Here is a 17,282-nt window from a genome sequence, read left to right on the forward strand (position 1 = left end):
GATGACACATGAATAAGCAACAGTTGGCAAATAAGATATGGGCATCGGCAAATAAGATGCGTTCAAAGATTGAGGCGAATGAATACAAAGACTATATACTTGGACTTGTGTTCTATAAGTTTTTATCTGATAATGAGGTAAGCTATCTCAAGAAAGATGGTTGGACAGATGAAGACTTGCCATCGCTTGTGGAAGATTATGAAGATAGCGACAATGCCATGATGATTGATTATTGTAAGAATAATATAGGCTACTTCATCGAGTACAAATACCTCTTCAGTACCTGGTTGTTGCCAAATTCCACATTCACCGTTGCCGACCTTTCAGCAGCGTTGAGCAGTTTCGACCGTCTGATTAGTCCTACCTACAAGCATGTATATGCCAATATCTTCAAGACCTTGCAGGCAGGATTGAGCAAATTGGGTGAGAATCCTGCTTCGCAGACGCATGCTTTGAAAGACTTGATCAAGCTTATTAAGGACATTCCGATTGATGGTAGTCAGGATTATGACGTTTTGGGATATGTATATGAATATCTTATTAGCAACTTTGCTGCTAGTGCAGGCAAAAAAGCTGGTGAGTTCTATACACCACATGAAGTTGCTATCCTGATGTCAGAAATCGTCGCCGAACATCATAAGAACAAACAGCAGATTGAAATTTATGACCCTACAAGCGGTTCCGGTTCGTTGCTTATTACCATCGGCAAATCGGTTGGTCGTCATATTGAAGATAAGAACAAGGTGAAATATTACGCTCAGGAGCTGAAGGAGAACACTTATAACCTGACCCGTATGAACCTTGTGATGAGAGGCATTAAACCTGACAATATTAATACGCGATGTGCTGACTCACTGGATGAAGACTGGCCACTACATTGGGATGGGGGTAACATTGGTAAGCCTTTATATGTGGACGCAGTGGTTTCTAACCCTCCTTATTCTCAGCACTGGGATTCATCGGATAAAGAGTTTGACTCCCGTTTTAAAGACTATGGTGTCGCACCTCAGAGCAAGGCAGATTATGCCTTCCTGCTCCATGAGTTGCACCACTTGAAACCGGATGGTATTCTTACCATCGTATTGCCGCATGGAGTGCTTTTCCGTGGTGATGCCGATGAAAATAGTGACGGAGAAGGAAAAATCCGCAGGAATCTCATCGAAAAGAACAACTTGGATGCTATCATCGGATTACCTGCGAATATCTTCTTCGGGACAGGAATCCCTACTCTTATTCTTGTTCTTAAACAACATCGTGACAATGACGATGTGCTGATTATAGATGCCTCAAAAGGCTTTGTGAAGGACGGTAAGAATAACAAGCTCAGAGCTTGTGATATTAAGCGCATAGCTGATACTATACGGAACAGAGAAAATATAGAAGGTTATTCTTGTAAAGTAAGTCGTGACAAGATACGACAGAATGGTTATAACCTGAATATACCTCGTTATGTTGACTCGTCTGAAATAGCTGAACAATATGATATTTATGCGACTATGTTTGGCGGTATCCCTGAGAATGAAATCGACCTGTTGCACGAGTATTGGGATGCTTTGCCATCATTACGTTCCGATATCTTTGTTTCAAGTGAAGATGGTTCTCCATATGCTTCTGTAAAATCGGCTGATGTAGCAAAGTCTATTAACGAAAATGTCGATGTTGTCGAATTGAAGAAGTCGTTTGTCGACGCCTTTACTACTTTCCCTGACAAATTACACGAATTTCTGATTACCAATGTTCTTCAGGTTCGTGAAATGAATGCTCAGGATGAAATTGCAAATGATATTTTCAGACGACTTAACGTCATTCCTCTGATTGATAAATACACGGCTTATCAGGCACTTTCCGATAATTGGCAACAGATTGTTAACGACATTGAAACCATCCAATCAGAGGGCTTGGATGCTGTGCGTGTGGTTGAGCCTGCGTATAAAATCGTAAAGAAGGATGGAGAAGATATAGAGGTGTCCGACGGATTGAAAGGCAGAATAATTCCTTTTGATTTGGTACAGAAGGAGAAATTTCAGCTGGAACTTGATGCAATCGCTGCCAAGCAAATGCAGGTTGAAGATATTGCTTCTAAATTGGATGAATTGCGCGATAACTTCTCAGATGATGAGTCACAAGTATATCTTGATGAAGATGATAATACGAAATTCAACAAGAATGCAATAAAAGCTGATGCGAAAGGCAAGGGTAACAGTATTGAACCTGAGACAAAAGATAAGCTCAAAGAGATTGTTGCATTATGGGATAAGGCCTCTAAGCTTAACAAGGAAATCAAAGCTGATAAAGTTTCCTTAGAAGTTAAAACCATCAAAACCATAGAACATCTTTCTGATGAAGAGATTAATATGTTTTTGCACAAGAAATGGATTGATCCAATTTGTGAGGGTATTTCAAATACGCTCTCAGCAGTTTTGAATACCTTTGAGAAAGCAATTGTAGCTCTTGAGGGGAAATATGCTGAATCATATAACGATATTGAAGTTCAAATTATTGACAATCAGAATAAATTAGCAGAATTGATAGGGCAATTGACTGGTGACGAATTTTCGATTAGGGGTTTACAAAACTTAATAAAGGAATAAGGAGTATGAGACCAATAAGAATATTTATAAGCAGTGTGCAACAAGAGTTTGCAAATGAAAGGCGAGCTTTAGCAGAGTATATCCGTATCGATGCTTTGCTTGGCAGATTTTTCGAGGTCTTCATCTTTGAAGAAATGCCTGCAAGATCACAATCTGCTGTACAAGTATATCTTGGCGAAGTAGAACAGGCTGATATCTATTTGGCGTTATTGGGTGCGAACTATGGCTATGAAGATGCAGAAGGTATTTCGCCTACAGAACGCGAATTTGACTTGGCTACCCAGTTGCATAAGGACCGCCTTATTTTTATTAAGCGAATGGAGCGAGAAAAGCGTCATGCCAAGGAAATAGAGTTTATCAAGAAAGCCGAACAATGTGTTGTCCGTAAATCTTTCGGTGATTACGAAGAATTACGTTCTGCAATCTATGCTTCATTAGTGCGTTACTTGGAGGAGAATGAATATCTAAGGCTGTTACCTTTTGATGCAACTCTTCATTCTACTGCTACACTTGCTGATATAGATGCAGATAAGGTTGACATTTTCGTTGAGCGGGCTCGTAAGAAACGTGCATTTCCACTATCTATGGATGCAGGTGTGGAACGTGTGCTGAAAAGTCTGAATCTGATGGATAATGGCAAGATTACCAATGCTGCATTATTACTCTTTGGCAAAGAGCCTCAGAAATTCTTCCCGACATCTGAAGTAAAGTGTGTCCAGTTCTACACGAATACCATTAGTAAACCGCTGGCTTCCTACCAGGTGTTTAACGGCTCATTGTTCGAGATGATTGACAACGCTGTTTCATTTGTTATGTCTCATATCGATGCTCGTGTAGGCGAAAGAGATAAAAGAGCCGAAGTAGATATAGATTTTGAACTTCCGATAAAGTCTGTAACAGAGAGTATTGTGAACTCCATATGTCATCGCGACTATACAAGCAATGGTAGTGTACAAGTGATGCTCTTCCCAGATAGGCTTGAGGTGTGGAATCCAGGACGATTGCCATTTGGAATTACTACTGCTCAGCTGTCATTACCTCATACATCAATCCCTGCCAATCCGGTGCTTGCCAATCCGCTTTACCTTGCCGGCTATATCGAACGTCTGGGAACAGGTACAAGTGATATGGTTGACGAGTGCGTAGCAATGGGCCTAAAAGCTCCTGAGTTTATTCAAGAAAGTAATTTTCGGGCAATTCTTTGGAGAAAAAATGCACTAACCTTAACTGAAAATGACCCAAGTTCTCTTGAAAATGCACTAACCCCAGATAAAAACGCACCAAGTCCCTTTGGAAATGCACCAACCTCTGATGGGAATGCACCGACCTCTAACATCAAGCTCAACAAAAAACAAAAAATGGTATTGGAGTTTTGTGCTGTATATGCAAAATCAAGCAATGAGATATTTGAGCATCTTGGTATTGTTAACCAAAGCCGTTCAAGAGAGAAATATATTACCCAACTCATTTTTGCCGGACTTCTGCGTCCTACAAAGCCAAAATCGAACGATCCAGACCAGAAGTATATCGCAACAGCAGACAATGAGAGTATGAATGAAAACAATGACTAGGCATGAAAGTACCGGAAATAAGAATAAAAGGATATGATAGAGGATGGAAACATCCACTTCTTCAAGATTGTCTTCTCATAAATGTTTCAAAAAACAAAGGGAACAAATATGGGAAAGAACACGTGTTATCTGTTTCTGATGACTTTGGTGTTGTAAATCAAATAAAACATCTAGGACGTAGCTATGCTGGCTTTTCAGTTGAGAATTACAAAATTCTTAAACCTAATCAAGTCGTTTATACTAAATCGCCTCTAAAAGAAAAACCTTATGGAATAATTAAAGTGAATAAAGGGGATTCCGGCATAGTGTCAGTATTATACGCAATATACGATGCCGTTGAGGGTGTTTGTCCTAACTATATTGAAAGATATTTTGAGCCTAATTTTAGGATTAATAGATATCTCTTGCCACTTATAAGTAAGGGTGCAAAAAACACTATGAATATTAGCGATGAAAATGCGCTCAAAGGATATATAAGTATTCCTGATTTTGATGAGCAACAAGATATTGTCAATTACTTCCAATCATTGGATGCCATAATACTTGCCACGACTAAAAAGATTGAGAAACTTAAGCGAATGAAAGAAGCATCTTTTGTTGCCATGTTTCCACAAAAGGGAGAGACAATGCCTAAAGTTAGATTTAAGGGTTTTGAAGATGACTGGAATTGTGTGCGATTAAAAGATATAAGCCAAAAAGTAACGTTAAAAAATGCAAATAATAACTATCAAATAACACTTACCAATTCTGCTGAACATGGTGTTATAAATCAATTAGACTTTTTTGACCACGAAATTTCTAATAACAGCAATATTTCTGGATATTATGTGGTTGAAAACGATGATTTTGTATATAATCCGCGAATATCAGTTACTGCACCTGTTGGTCCTATTAATAGAAATAAATTAGGATATACAGGCGTTATGTCTCCTTTGTATTATGTGTTTAAGACACATGGTGTTAATAAAGAATATCTATCATATTTTTTTCAAACCACCTTGTGGCATAGGTTTATGTTTGATAATGGTAATACCGGGGCAAGATTTGACCGCTTATCTATCACTGATGACGTTTTTACTTTGATGCCTATTTTAGTGCCAAACTCTGTTCAAGAGCAGCAGGCAATAGCAAATTTCTTTTCTTCACTTGAAGAACAAATATCTCTTGAACTAAAGTGCCTTAAAAAGCTAAAGCGAGTCAAGTCTGCATGTTTAGATAAAATGTTTGTATAACCACATAATATTGTAAGATATGTCTAGTAATACTGATAATATGCAATTCTTCGTTAAGGAGATTGTCTTTGAACAGGCTCTCGTTGATCTTCTTCCACATCATGGCTGGGAGAAAGAGGTATTGGTTCAGCCCTACGAAGAGGATCTTGTGAAGAACTGGGCAAAGATTATCTTTGATAATAACCGTGACATTAATAAACTTGGCGATGCTGCTCTTACTGATAGTGAGATGAAGCAGATTATCGACCAGATAAATATGTGTGACAGTCCTTATGCCATGAATAGGCTTATCAATGGCGGTCAGGTATGTATCAAACGAGATAATACAGCTGATAAGAATAATTTTGGTAAGGAGGTCTATCTCAAGATTTTTGATGCGCGTGAAATCAGTGCTGGTCAGAGCCGTTATCAGATTGCAAGACAACCTCGTTTCAAAGCGTCTCATTCATTAGGTGGTGAAAGGCGTGGTGATGTGATGCTGCTTATCAATGGTATGCCCGTGATTCACATAGAATTGAAGCGATCAAAGGTGGATGTTAGTCAAGCCACATTCCAGATTAAACGTTATGTGCATGAAGGTATATTCAGCAATGGTATTTTCAAAATGGTTCAGATATTTGTAGCGATGACTCCTGAGGAGACATTATATTTTGCAAATCCCGGACTTGAAGAAAATTTCAAACCTGAGTTCTATTTCCATTGGCAAGATTTCAATAATACGGTGATAAGTGATTGGCGCAAAGTTACCTCAGATCTGTTGAGCATTCCGATGGCTCACCAGATGATAGGATATTATACGATTGCTGATGATAAGGACAAGACTTTAAAAGTGCTCCGAAGCTACCAGTATTTTGCCGCAAGCAAGATAAGCGATGTTACTCATAAAACAAACTGGGATACACATCAGCATAGAGGTGGCTATATTTGGCATACAACAGGCTCTGGCAAGACTATGACCAGTTTCAAGTCGGCTCAGTTAATAGCTAATTCCGGAGATGCCGATAAGGTTGTGTTCTTAATGGATAGAATTGAGTTAAGCACACAATCTCTTGATGAGTACAGAGGTTTTGCAGGTGAAGATGAGGCAATTCAAGACACTCAGAATACGGCTATCTTAGTCAGCAAGTTGAAGAGTATTGATAACGATGACAAGTTGATAGTCACGTCTATACAAAAGATGTCTAACGTCAATGTTAAGAACGGAATACTGCAAGCTGAGATAGATTGTATTGGACGTAAAAGATTGGTGTTTATCATTGACGAATGCCATAGAAGCGTTTTTGGTGATATGCTGATTGATATTAAAAATACTTTTCCTCGTGCCCTCTTATTTGGTTTTACGGGTACACCTGTGTTTGAGGAGAATGCCAAGAATGAAATTACAACTGAAACACTCTTTGGCGATATGCTTCATAAATATACTATCGCCAATGGAATACCTGATAAGAATGTATTAGGTTTTGACCCATACCAGGTTAAGACATACGATGATAATGAGCTGCGAGAGAAAGCTGCTTTTTCCCAATTAGGTATCAAACATATTGAAGATATTGAGGGTGATGAGCAAAAAATGGCCATTTATAACAAGTTCATTAACGAGCTTGAGATGCCGGCTACTTACAATGATGGTGGTGAAGTTCGCCATGGTATCGAACACTACCTACCCAAAGATCTGTATCAACAGCCAATTCATCATCAAGCCGTAGCTGCTGATATAATCAAAGGGCGTGATCGGCTTAGCAAAAATGGGAAGTTCCATGGTATTTTGGCAACTAAAAACATCCTTGAAGCAATCGCCTATTATAAAATTTTCAAGGAACAATATCCATCGTTAAACGTAGTGGCAGTATTTGATAATAACATTGATAACTCCGACGGTGGTATTGTTAAGGAAGATGCATTGCTTGAGATGTTGGAAGACTATAATCTCAAATATCAAACTACATTTCAGTTATCTACATATGCCAAGTATAAGAAAGATGTGGCTAAGAGGTTAGCCCATAAAAAGCCTTATATTGGTATTGAGCACGATCATAACCAGCAAATAGACTTGCTTATTGTTGTGTCACAGATGCTAACTGGTTATGATTCGAAATGGGTTAATGTTCTTTATGTTGATAAGGTGATGAAGTATGTGGATATAATCCAGTCTTTCTCCCGGACAAACAGATTGTTTGGTCCAGACAAACCATTTGGTATCATTAAGTATTATTCTTTCCCATACACTATGGAGCAGAATATTAATGATGCTCTGGAAGTCTATGTAGATAGGCCATTGGGCGTGTTTGTTGATAAACTTGAAAGCAATCTGAATAGCATCAATCAGCGTTTCTTGCACATCAGTGATATTTTCAAGTCACATGAAATTGAGGATTTCAAAAAGCTTCCTGAAACAAGAGAGGATAGAAATATGTTCGCCAAGGATTTCTGCCAGATAACTCATTTGTTGGAGGCAGCGAAATTGCAAGGTTTCCTTTGGGAAAAGAAAGATTATGAATTCCAGCATGGGGATACTTATACCTATGTGACTATGTTATTGGATGAGCAAACTTACCTGATACTACTCCAGCGATACAGAGAGCTATTCTCAGGAGGTGGCGGTAGTGGTGAATCTAAGGAATTTGATTATCCTATTGACACTTATATCACAGAAACTGGCACTGGTACTATTGATGCAGAATATATCAATTCAAAGTTTGTTAAGTTCATAAAGAACTTGTACACAACAGGCCCAGGTAGTGAACTGACAAAAGAAGCGTTGAAGGAATTTCATAAGACTTTCTCCACGCTGTCTCAACGGGAGCAGCGTACCGCAATGGTTATCTTGCACGACATTCAAAGTGGGGATTTACATCTTTCGCCAGGCAAGACTATCTATGACTATATTACGGAGTATCAAATGAGAGAGCTCCATAAGCAAATTATGATTATTGCGGAGGCTACAGGGGTGAACTCTAGCCAGTTGGAGCACATTATGGGTCGAGATGTGACAGAGCAGACAATTAATGAGTTTAGCCAGTTTGATAATCTCAAGCTTACTCTCAATATGTCTAAGACCAGAGATTTTATCTCTAAAGTTGAAGGTACGGATATTCCTGCCCGTATGGTTATGCCTAAGGCTGATAAAATACTGCGAGAGTTCATCCTTGATGGAGTTGCAAGAGAGAGAATATTAAAGGCATATTTAAATCTTGAGGATAATCAAGAATTGGAAAGCGGTGTCGATGTTATTGAAACATCTGCACCAGAAACTAGCACTGCACAGCCAAGAGAAATTGTTGAGACTACAACTTCTATTAAGGGCAGAATTCGTGAAACTTTGTCCGCAACCTTGACTGATGTACTTCCGTATATGCGTCCTATTGATGAAGTTATTGAAAGCGTATTCTATGTTATTGATGCAAAGTCTATAGATTCCCTTGACAATGTAGGCATATTTGTCCAAAAAGCATTTGCTACGCTATATGGGAAGGGGGCAACTATTGTGGATAAATTTGTGTCATTCAACTTGTTAGTTACAAAGTTTGAGGCATATCTCAAGAAATTATATTACTTGATTAAAGATAAAGAAGTTGCAGCGAGGAATGAGGGTGAAGATCCTACTTGGAAGGATGTTATTTATGTTCATAAATGCTTATGGAATCTAAAATACAATGCCGATCCTGCGAAACAGCAATTACACGAATACTTACTTCTTGTTAAAGGATGGAGAAATGCAGAATCTCATATATCTCCTACTGCGTCAGAAAAAGAAGTGGATGTTGCTATAAGTATCATAACAACAATGTATTTCTATGTTACAGGCTCCTCGATAACTGATTTGGAAATGAATGGACACGATGTGTTGAATAGTGAAATGCCAAGTGCATCAACTAGTAAGATTATCAGTTTTGAACCATATCGTTATGAAGATCGCTATGGAATGGTCGCAGAGCCAGCTGAAGTACGGAACTTACCAGAAGAGACTCGCATTGACATCCTCAAAAGAAGTATTAAACAGCTATTGGGTTACAATCCAAAGAAATCTCTTTTCACTAAACAGCGACATTGGATTGCTATCTATCGTGTAGCTGTTGATATGGGATTTGTGATTGACGGTGATTACTCTTACTTTAAATCAATCATTGATAAGATGAATATCAAAACATTGAGCGTTCCTCTACCACCGTCATATCTCGAGAAAGCGATTAAGGGCATATATGCAATGAATATAGAAGATTGGACAACCGATGGATTTTCTGGAAAAGAGTTAATCGAATATGAAGATATAAAAAGTTGTGCAACTACTTTTGCTGAAGTCCTTGGGCAGAATATCCCTCGGAAAGAAACCATAAATTAATATTCTATGAGAGTGAATAAAAGAAGAGTGCAGAAAGACTGCACTCTTTTGCTATATCTTTGTCGTGTACATTAAAAACAGAGAGTTTATGCCTACTAATAAGAACGCACAATTAAGATATCAAGTCCTCGATAAATGTTTGAGCAATTGGTCAAGACGTTATTACATCGAAGACCTTGTTGAAGCATGTAATGATGCTCTTTACTTACATAATGGAGAGACAAAAAATGGAGGTGGAGTTAAGAAGCGTCAGGTTCAAGAGGATTTAAAGTTCATTGGAAGCGAAGAGGGTTATGCAATGGATATTGATGCGATTCAAGATGGCCATCGTAGGTATTATCGCTACCACGAGAAGGACGCATCAATCAAGAAGCAACCGATTAATCAGGAAGAAATTGATTTGATACATGATGCACTACTACTTTTGAGGAGATTTGAAGGTGTACCACAATTTGAGTGGTTGGATGATTTGGAAAAACGTCTTTATACTACCAGTAAACTGGGGGAAACTCTGAATTCCGTTGTATGTTTTCAGCATAATCCTTATTTGCGAGGTATGGATGCATACTATAAGCCAATATTTGACTCTATTGTTAGTAAAAGAGTTGTTGAAATTGTGTATCATCCCTTTGGAAAAGAGGCAAGAACGATTGTGGTTAACCCATATTACTTGAAGCAGTATAACAATAGATGGTTTCTCATCGGTAAGCACAAGGGCTCAGAATATCTTTCCAATTTTGCGATTGATAGGATTGAAGGCTTTAAAGAAACTTCAAAACCATACGAGCCCCTAGCAGAAGATATTGATCTCAAGGAGTATTTTAGTGATGTAGTAGGGGTTTCATTAAGTAATGCTCTTGTTGAGAATGTGGTGTTAAGGGTTAGTGATAAAACCTACGGATATATCGTTACTAAGCCATTGCATGAATCTCAATCTACAGTGTCCACTCCTTTGGAAAACGGATACAGGCAAGTAACTCTCAAGGTTCAAAATAATTATGAACTTCGTTCCTTACTTCGCTCTTTTGGTGAACAGATTGAAGTCTTGGCGCCAGAGTCTTTACGTCAAATGATGAAAGACTCAGCAGACGCAATGAGCAGTATGTATAGTAAGACCGAAGCTGAAAAATAAAAATATATGTCAAAAACAAGTATCCCAGAAAATGTAAAACGATTGCTTTGGATCAGAGCCGCAGGTAGATGTGAGTTTGAAGGATGTTATAAAATCCTTTATGAAGGAGATATAACGAAGGAGTATGGAAACTTTGGAGAACTATGCCATGTCATTGGAGATTCACCAAATGGTCCTCGAGGCGGAGAAAAGTCAGAATCATTGGCAAAGGATATCAAAAATATCGTATTGATGTGCCCTGCTTGTCATAAAATAATAGACTCAGACACAAAGAAATATACAATAGAAATAGTAGAAGGGATGAAGAAACGTCACGAGGACAGAATTCGTCTCGTGACAGGCATCGCACACGACAAAAAGAGCCATGTGGTGACGTACTATAGCAAAATCGGGAAACACCTTCCCGACTTCTCGTTCAACACAATCTCTTCTGTCCTGTTTCCGGACTATTTCCCTGAGGCGAGTACAGCAATTGAGATCAGTATGAAAGGAAATGCCATAAAGGACTCTGATCCGAATTTTTGGGAGATAGAGGATAAGAACTTGCAAGCTGCATTTGATTACGAAGTAAAGCAACGTATTCAGCATTCCGAAACAAAGCACATTTCTTTGTTTCCGTTTGCCGACATGCCTTTGTTGGTAAGGCTTGGTACATTATTCAACGATATCCGCGAGTTGAAAATCTATCAACCTCATCGCAACACAAGGAAATGGGAATGGCAGAGGAGTGGTGATGAGAACATTGAGTTTAAGATTATCGAACCAACAGACAAGAGCAAGCAGCCAGTCCTTGTGTTTGCGCTGAGTGCTACAGCCATCACGGAGAGGATTAAGGCATTGTATTCTAGCCAGGAAGTTTCGATATGGACGGTTACATGCACTAATCCTAACAATGACTTCTTAAAGACAGAAGCAAAGCTTAAAGAATTTACAAACATCACTAGAGAAGTGCTTGATAAAATAAAGGCATCATCAGCAGACTATAATGAGATTTTGGTTCACATGGCTATGCCTGTTGCTTGTGCGTTTACACTCGGTCACGTTGGGATGCCTAAAGCCGATATGAAACTAGTACTATATGACTATTATAACAATACTGAAAACAAAACGATTACAATTGAATAAGATATGAGAATATTGACAACAGAAGAACATAAGCAGTTCAATGAGATTTTTGAGAATTTGGGTGCATCGCTGGACGTACCTGAGTCGAGATATGACGAATTGGTAAGTAGTTATCAGGCTGTAGGCAAGTTTCTTGGAGATGACTCGTCACCACTAGCACCGTACAAACCAGAGATACAACCGCAAGGTTCGTTTCTGCTAGGAACGATGATTACTCCGGTCAACGAGAACGATGATCTTGACATTGACTTAGTATGTGAGTTTATGGAAAAGCATCCTAGTTGGACAGCAGAAAACTTAAAAGCAAAAGTTGGCGATAGACTGAAATCTTCTGAACGCTACAGGAAATTGTTGGACGAAGAGAGGCACCGATGTTGGACACTCTTATATCGCAAGAATTCAAACAATGCGAGCGACAAATATCACATGGATATTCTACCATGTGTGAATAACGAGAAGACTCGCCTTCGGGAGCAATATTTCAGCGTGTCGGTGGAGCAGGTTGACAAGCTTGCTCTACGCATTACTGACAGAGAACGCCCTAACTATAAATATGAGACAGATAGTACCAAATGGCTTAAGAGCAATCCGTTTGGCTATGCCAAATGGTTTGAGGATAGGTGCAGTGTCTTGACTCAGAGAACAGTGTTGTTATCCGAAGCAAAAGTTGGCAATGTGCCAGCATACAAAGAGAAGAAAAGTCCTTTGCAACGTGTTGTTCAGATACTTAAACGTCACCGTGACATGATGTTTAACGGCGATGAAAACAAGCCAATCTCTATTATCATCACAACACTAGCAGCACGTGCATACAACAAAGAAACAGACGTGCTTGATGCGTTGGTGAACGTTGTCAACGGCATGGAGAGATATATCGAACGTGAACCACGTACCGGTCAGTGTATTGTGCGTAATCCCGTAAATCCAGATGAGAACTTTGCCGACAAATGGGTAGAAACGCCACAGAAACAGTTAAACTTCTTTGCATGGTTAAAACAAGTGAAGCAAGATATGGAACAAATCACTGCAAAGAGAGGCGGTTTGCAGTTGATTGCCGAGTTGATGAACAAACCTTTCGGTAGAGATGTAGTGCAGCGAACTTTTAGCACAATAGCCGACAGTCAGCGTAAGGGCAGAGATAATAATACGTTAAAAGCTACGACAACAGGTACTTTAGGAACTATTGGTACGGTAGTGAAGGCTCATACATTCCACGGAGACGAATAAATGCGTAGAGAAAAGAAATTTACAAAAACACATCAGAAGGCATTTTTGCAACAAGCTTATCCTAACGGACATTTCTACGCAGAAACTCCATCAAGTTTCTGCTGGAAGTATTCCGTGCAGCCATCGTCACTGAGCGGAACATATCAGTTCAAGATTTGCTACAAAGAAGGAAAGCATGTGGACGTGTTCGCTATCGACAAGTTATCTCTGTGTGAAGGAGAGAAAGAATTACCACATGTTTATAGCACGGACCAACACCTTTGTATCTATCATCGTCCATCAGAAGAATGGAATGCTTCGCACAAAATAACTGAAATTGTTCCTTGGATTTCAGAATGGTTTTACTACTATGAAAACTGGCTTGTTACAGCCAAGTGGCTTGGAGGAGGAATCCACAGAGGAAAGAAAGAGTGATATTGTATTTTGCGGATAATCATAAGAGACTTCTAATATCCACTATGATTGCCAAATCGAATACAAAAATATTTGTTTGTCCACCTATTTCTACTCTCGCCTCAGACCGCCTCAAATGATGTGGTTTGTTTGGCTAAATGATGAAGATTTGACAATAAATTACTGATAAACAAACACGAAACAACTCTTCAACGAGGATGAGTATTAATTGATGGTTGTAATGAATAAAAAGGGACTGTCTAACAATAAAATGTTGGCAGTCCTCTTTTTTTCTTTTCCTATATGATATTTTTCCTCTTTTCTTCCTTATGCAACCATTCCTAATCTGTGATCCTCTAAAGACGGATTTTTGCCGTAATAAACAGTTGTTTTCTGCAAATTATTACACCAAAAGACACATTTCCCCCGGCAAGCCCTAATCTTCTTGATATTATGTGCAATGGCTTTTAATCCGAACTCTATATTGACTCCAGCAACGCCTCTTAACCTGAACCGTCTGAACTTGCCTGCTTCTTTAATATCTGCAAATACTGCTTCAGGTTCAACGGGTCTTTTCTTCCTGTGAAGGATCCCTTCTTCACAGCCTCGCAGACTATTCAACTTTAATATCAACTCCCTGTTTATCAGGTGTTAATTGTGTGGAGGTGTGCTATTCCTAACATACAGCCGTACATGAGCCGGTTAATATTAGAATTTGTTCCGAGTACAAAGATATACAGAGTTATTTAATATAAGACGTTAATTGTCAGATTTTTGTGTCGGTTTTCACTTTCCGACAAAAGTGAAAGGAGTATCGAACTCATTACGAGATACATGGACGATAAAAGCCCCCGAAAAAACGTTGTTTTCGAGGGCTTTTGATGTTTTACGACCTGTCCATTTTTGAAGGGAACCGGTTGTTTGGGGTCAATCGGCGTATCGGCGATTGACGGGTTTGACGTGTATCTCGATACGTCTGTCGTCCAAGATTCGGCGGACAGCTTTCCATAGGGGAAGTTTTTCTACTCCGGCCAGTTTCATGGCCTCAACAATCATTGTGTTTTCAACTAATTGGAGGTAGTCTTCTTCCTGAATCTCAACGTATTTGTGAAGGTCTTTTTTGAGTCTTGCCATAAGTCGCGGGGTTGAATTGTTATTTCTCGCCGAAATCAGCGGGCGTCTCGCCCCACAGGGAATTGTTCCAGTGGAGCACTTTGATTTTGTCGATTTCGGAGGCCATCGCTTTGAGAAAGATTTCCGCTTTTTTGAGTGCGGAGTTTCTTTTGCGTGAGGCTGTTCGTTTTTCGTTAAACCACGTCAGGGCGGTAAGACTATCGGTGTAGATGATTGCCGGGCTGAAACGATGTTCGATGATGTATTTTGCGGCTTCGACAACGCCTAAAAATTCACCGATATTGATGGTCTGGTTCCCGATATTCTGTTCAAAGAGGAGTTCGCCGGTGGCCAAATCAACGGCTCTGTACCGGGTAACTCCTCTTTTCATAGAATGTGCCCCGTCGGTGGCTATTCCACGTTCCGGGCGCATTACAAACCGGGAATGGTCGGTGTGCTGAATCCGTCGTCGGCCATTCTCCGCAGAAGTCTCGCGGCAGCGGATTTGAAGCTGTTGATTACGCCCTCCAAGTTTTCGATGTCGGTGCGGCGTTGTAACAGGGAGACAACTCCCGATACTGTCTTGCTGGAGTATGAATTACCTCCCAGCGGATCGAAGTAAACGGTTTTGTTTCCGAAGTTGACGGTTACCCGATAAGTTTCACCCGGTATCACCAGTGTGTCAATCGTGGCCTTGAAAAGAAGCGGTGTAGCCGCTACTACGACAAAACCGTTGCGTGAGTGCATTGCTTTGAGTTCGACCGAATACAATATGTTCGGCTGGACTTTGCCTTTCAGGTCTTCAGACAATACACAAATTTTCTTCTTGTAAGGTGAATCCTCACGTACTCCTCGCAGTTGCTTGGTCTTCGAATGGCGCGACACGAATCCGATGATCTCGCCGGTTCTTTCCGAGGTCGCAAATTTTAATTGCGTTCGCTCTGATATCATACTCCGTTCTCATATTATTCCAATCTGGTTTTACGGTCAATTAACAAAATGTAAATCAGTCATTATTATTAAAATCATATCGCAAATTTATATTTTCGTTTCCGAGTAAGCAAATAAATTTACGACTATTTTTTGACCGATAAACGGGCTATTTACAGAGAAAAACGGAGCCTGTTACCATAGTCTTTCGTCTTCGGAAAAATGGCTGAAACGTTCGTCAGTAGTGGATGTTGAGTGGTTCCCGTGACATTTCCAATACCGATAGACTCTTTCGCCTTTGCCCACACGGAAATAAATATCATCTGCATTGATATATTGTACCCCCTGTTCGGTGGCAGGATTGATCCATGTGGCGGAATTTTCTATCCGAGGGTTCTTTCCAACGTATAATTTCTGTTTCTTGGAGCCGAAAACGAAGATGTTCTGCATTCGCACGTCATCGTCCACATCGAACCGACGGGCGTATGCTGCAAAGTCGTAGATGTCGGTTTGGAGTAGGCTCCCGCCGAAGTACGATGCCGCACTATCCTTTAGCTTGCAGAATGCCAGATTCAACGGTCGGCGGAGTCGGATTTCGTTCAACCGTTCTGTTGTGACGGCATTGTTGGTGACGTAAACTACACGGAATCCGTTTCGGGTGGTGTCGCATACTTCGAGATGCCGGACGACTTCCTGCGCACGGTTGATGCTGTCGTCTATCAGGTCTCGTGAGCGGATGCAGTCTTTCAGCAGTCCGATACAGATGATAAGTATCAGGAGCATCCACGGAAGGAGACGGAAGCCTATCTGCCACCGGATTTCCCGTTCGGTCTGTCGTTTTAACTCTTCTTCTGTCATGGCACTATTGGATTAAAGGTGTTTCGGAAGGATTAGCAATCCCCGTTTGTTGAGTTCTGCACGGAGCAATTTCACTAACTGCTCCAAGGTCTTCACTTCCTGCCTTTCGCCGGCTTTGCGATGAAACAGCGGGGCGAAATAGAGTTTGTGGTCGTCCTTGGTCGGATACGAGAGGCCGCCGAGGCAGATTTTGTCCGTCCGTATCTGGAACAGTCCGTTGACCAGTTTGCACTGTTTTGAGGACGGCACCGTGATTTCGTATTCGGGAAGTGCCTCGGCCACCATTTTCAGGATAGGCCGGATAACTTCATCCGCATAGTTAGGTACTGAAATAGTCAATTTCGGCACGGGTTGCCTATCGGCTTCGGCACGTTCGATTGTGTCGAGCTGTTCGGAAACTTTCGCGTCGCGCTGAAAGTAGCTGTTTAACAGTTCTTCTATTGTCATAGCGTTGCTTTTAATGGTTCATGTAAATAAAGAATAATGCTCTGGACGAAGGAACCGGTGCAAGCCGCCCTGTTATTTTTATGCGGCAGCTTCGTCGATGTGTTGTTGAGCCTCCTCGACGGAAGAGATGGCTTCGTCGATTGCATCGATGGCGTCGGTCATACGGGAGCCGTTGTCCGATGATTGGAGGCTTTCAGGCATGTTGTCGTAGGCATCCTGTTCTTCGTCCTTGATGTCGTTCAATGATGCGATGATTTCGTCGAGGGAATCTTTCACATCTTCGAGTTGTTTTCGTCTGTCTTTGTTCATGATTGATTTGGATTA

15 protein-coding genes are annotated in these 17,282 nt (G+C 40.4%); 8 read left to right on the plus strand and 7 right to left on the minus strand.

Features of this window, described 5'->3' with window-relative positions:
• The first annotated feature begins 8 nt into the window (after positions 1-8).
• The 8 genes from ACK8P8_RS01430 (at position 9) to ACK8P8_RS01465 (ending at position 13,631) form a co-directional block, all read left to right on the plus strand.
• A complete protein-coding gene (locus ACK8P8_RS01430) occupies positions 9-2,591 on the plus strand; it encodes a type I restriction-modification system subunit M (protein ID WP_369860042.1) in 2,583 nt (860 codons plus the stop codon).
• Positions 2,592-2,596: 5 nt separating this feature from the next.
• Entirely contained in the window at positions 2,597-4,162 is a 1,566-nt protein-coding gene (locus ACK8P8_RS01435) for a DUF4062 domain-containing protein (RefSeq protein ID WP_369860043.1), read from the plus strand.
• Positions 4,163-4,164: 2 nt separating this feature from the next.
• Complete coding sequence (locus ACK8P8_RS01440; protein WP_369860044.1) at positions 4,165-5,394, plus strand: restriction endonuclease subunit S; 1,230 nt, start codon at positions 4,165-4,167, stop codon at positions 5,392-5,394.
• A gap of 19 nt (positions 5,395-5,413) precedes the next feature.
• Positions 5,414-9,733 carry a type I restriction endonuclease subunit R gene (locus ACK8P8_RS01445; protein ID WP_369860045.1) on the plus strand — a complete coding sequence of 1,440 codons (4,320 nt, stop codon included), beginning with the start codon at positions 5,414-5,416 and terminating at the stop codon, positions 9,731-9,733.
• Positions 9,734-9,821: 88 nt separating this feature from the next.
• Entirely contained in the window at positions 9,822-10,865 is a 1,044-nt protein-coding gene (locus tag ACK8P8_RS01450) for a helix-turn-helix transcriptional regulator (RefSeq protein WP_369860046.1), read from the plus strand.
• Positions 10,866-10,871: 6 nt separating this feature from the next.
• Positions 10,872-11,990, plus strand: a complete 1,119-nt coding sequence (locus ACK8P8_RS01455) for an SAVED domain-containing protein (protein WP_369860047.1) — start codon at positions 10,872-10,874, stop codon at positions 11,988-11,990.
• A gap of 3 nt (positions 11,991-11,993) precedes the next feature.
• Entirely contained in the window at positions 11,994-13,217 is a 1,224-nt protein-coding gene (locus tag ACK8P8_RS01460) for an SMODS domain-containing nucleotidyltransferase (RefSeq protein ID WP_369860048.1), read from the plus strand.
• Complete coding sequence (locus ACK8P8_RS01465) at positions 13,218-13,631, plus strand: type II CBASS E2 protein (RefSeq protein ID WP_369860049.1); 414 nt, start codon at positions 13,218-13,220, stop codon at positions 13,629-13,631.
• A gap of 306 nt (positions 13,632-13,937) precedes the next feature.
• Here ACK8P8_RS01465 and ACK8P8_RS01470 read toward each other — a convergent pair whose 3' ends face one another.
• The 7 genes from ACK8P8_RS01470 to ACK8P8_RS01500 form a co-directional block, all read right to left on the minus strand.
• Positions 13,938-14,243, minus strand: coding sequence for a transposase (locus tag ACK8P8_RS01470; RefSeq protein ID WP_410025431.1), 306 nt, complete (start codon positions 14,241-14,243; stop codon positions 13,938-13,940).
• 294 nt (positions 14,244-14,537) lie between these two features.
• Complete coding sequence (locus ACK8P8_RS01475) at positions 14,538-14,744, minus strand: hypothetical protein (protein WP_306449740.1); 207 nt, start codon at positions 14,742-14,744, stop codon at positions 14,538-14,540.
• Positions 14,745-14,763: 19 nt separating this feature from the next.
• Positions 14,764-15,156: a ribonuclease H family protein gene (locus ACK8P8_RS01480; RefSeq protein ID WP_306449739.1), complete on the minus strand. Its 393-nt coding sequence runs from the start codon at positions 15,154-15,156 to the stop codon at positions 14,764-14,766.
• Positions 15,156-15,470: a hypothetical protein gene (locus ACK8P8_RS01485; RefSeq protein WP_410025432.1), complete on the minus strand. Its 315-nt coding sequence runs from the start codon at positions 15,468-15,470 to the stop codon at positions 15,156-15,158. The genes ACK8P8_RS01480 and ACK8P8_RS01485 overlap by 1 nt, the downstream gene beginning before the upstream one ends.
• Positions 15,471-15,848: 378 nt before the next feature.
• The gene (locus ACK8P8_RS01490; protein ID WP_410025433.1) at positions 15,849-16,511 is read right to left on the minus strand and encodes a hypothetical protein; all 663 of its coding nucleotides are present in this window, start codon (positions 16,509-16,511) and stop codon (positions 15,849-15,851) included.
• Between the two features lie 12 nt (positions 16,512-16,523).
• The gene (locus ACK8P8_RS01495; RefSeq protein WP_306449736.1) at positions 16,524-16,958 is read right to left on the minus strand and encodes a hypothetical protein; all 435 of its coding nucleotides are present in this window, start codon (positions 16,956-16,958) and stop codon (positions 16,524-16,526) included.
• Positions 16,959-17,036: 78 nt separating this feature from the next.
• Positions 17,037-17,267 carry a hypothetical protein gene (locus ACK8P8_RS01500; RefSeq protein WP_099290300.1) on the minus strand — a complete coding sequence of 77 codons (231 nt, stop codon included), beginning with the start codon at positions 17,265-17,267 and terminating at the stop codon, positions 17,037-17,039.
• Positions 17,268-17,282: the final 15 nt, after the last annotated feature.

The organism is Butyricimonas muris, assembly GCF_046365375.1.
Taxonomy (GTDB): Bacteria; Bacteroidota; Bacteroidia; order Bacteroidales; family Marinifilaceae; genus Butyricimonas; species Butyricimonas muris.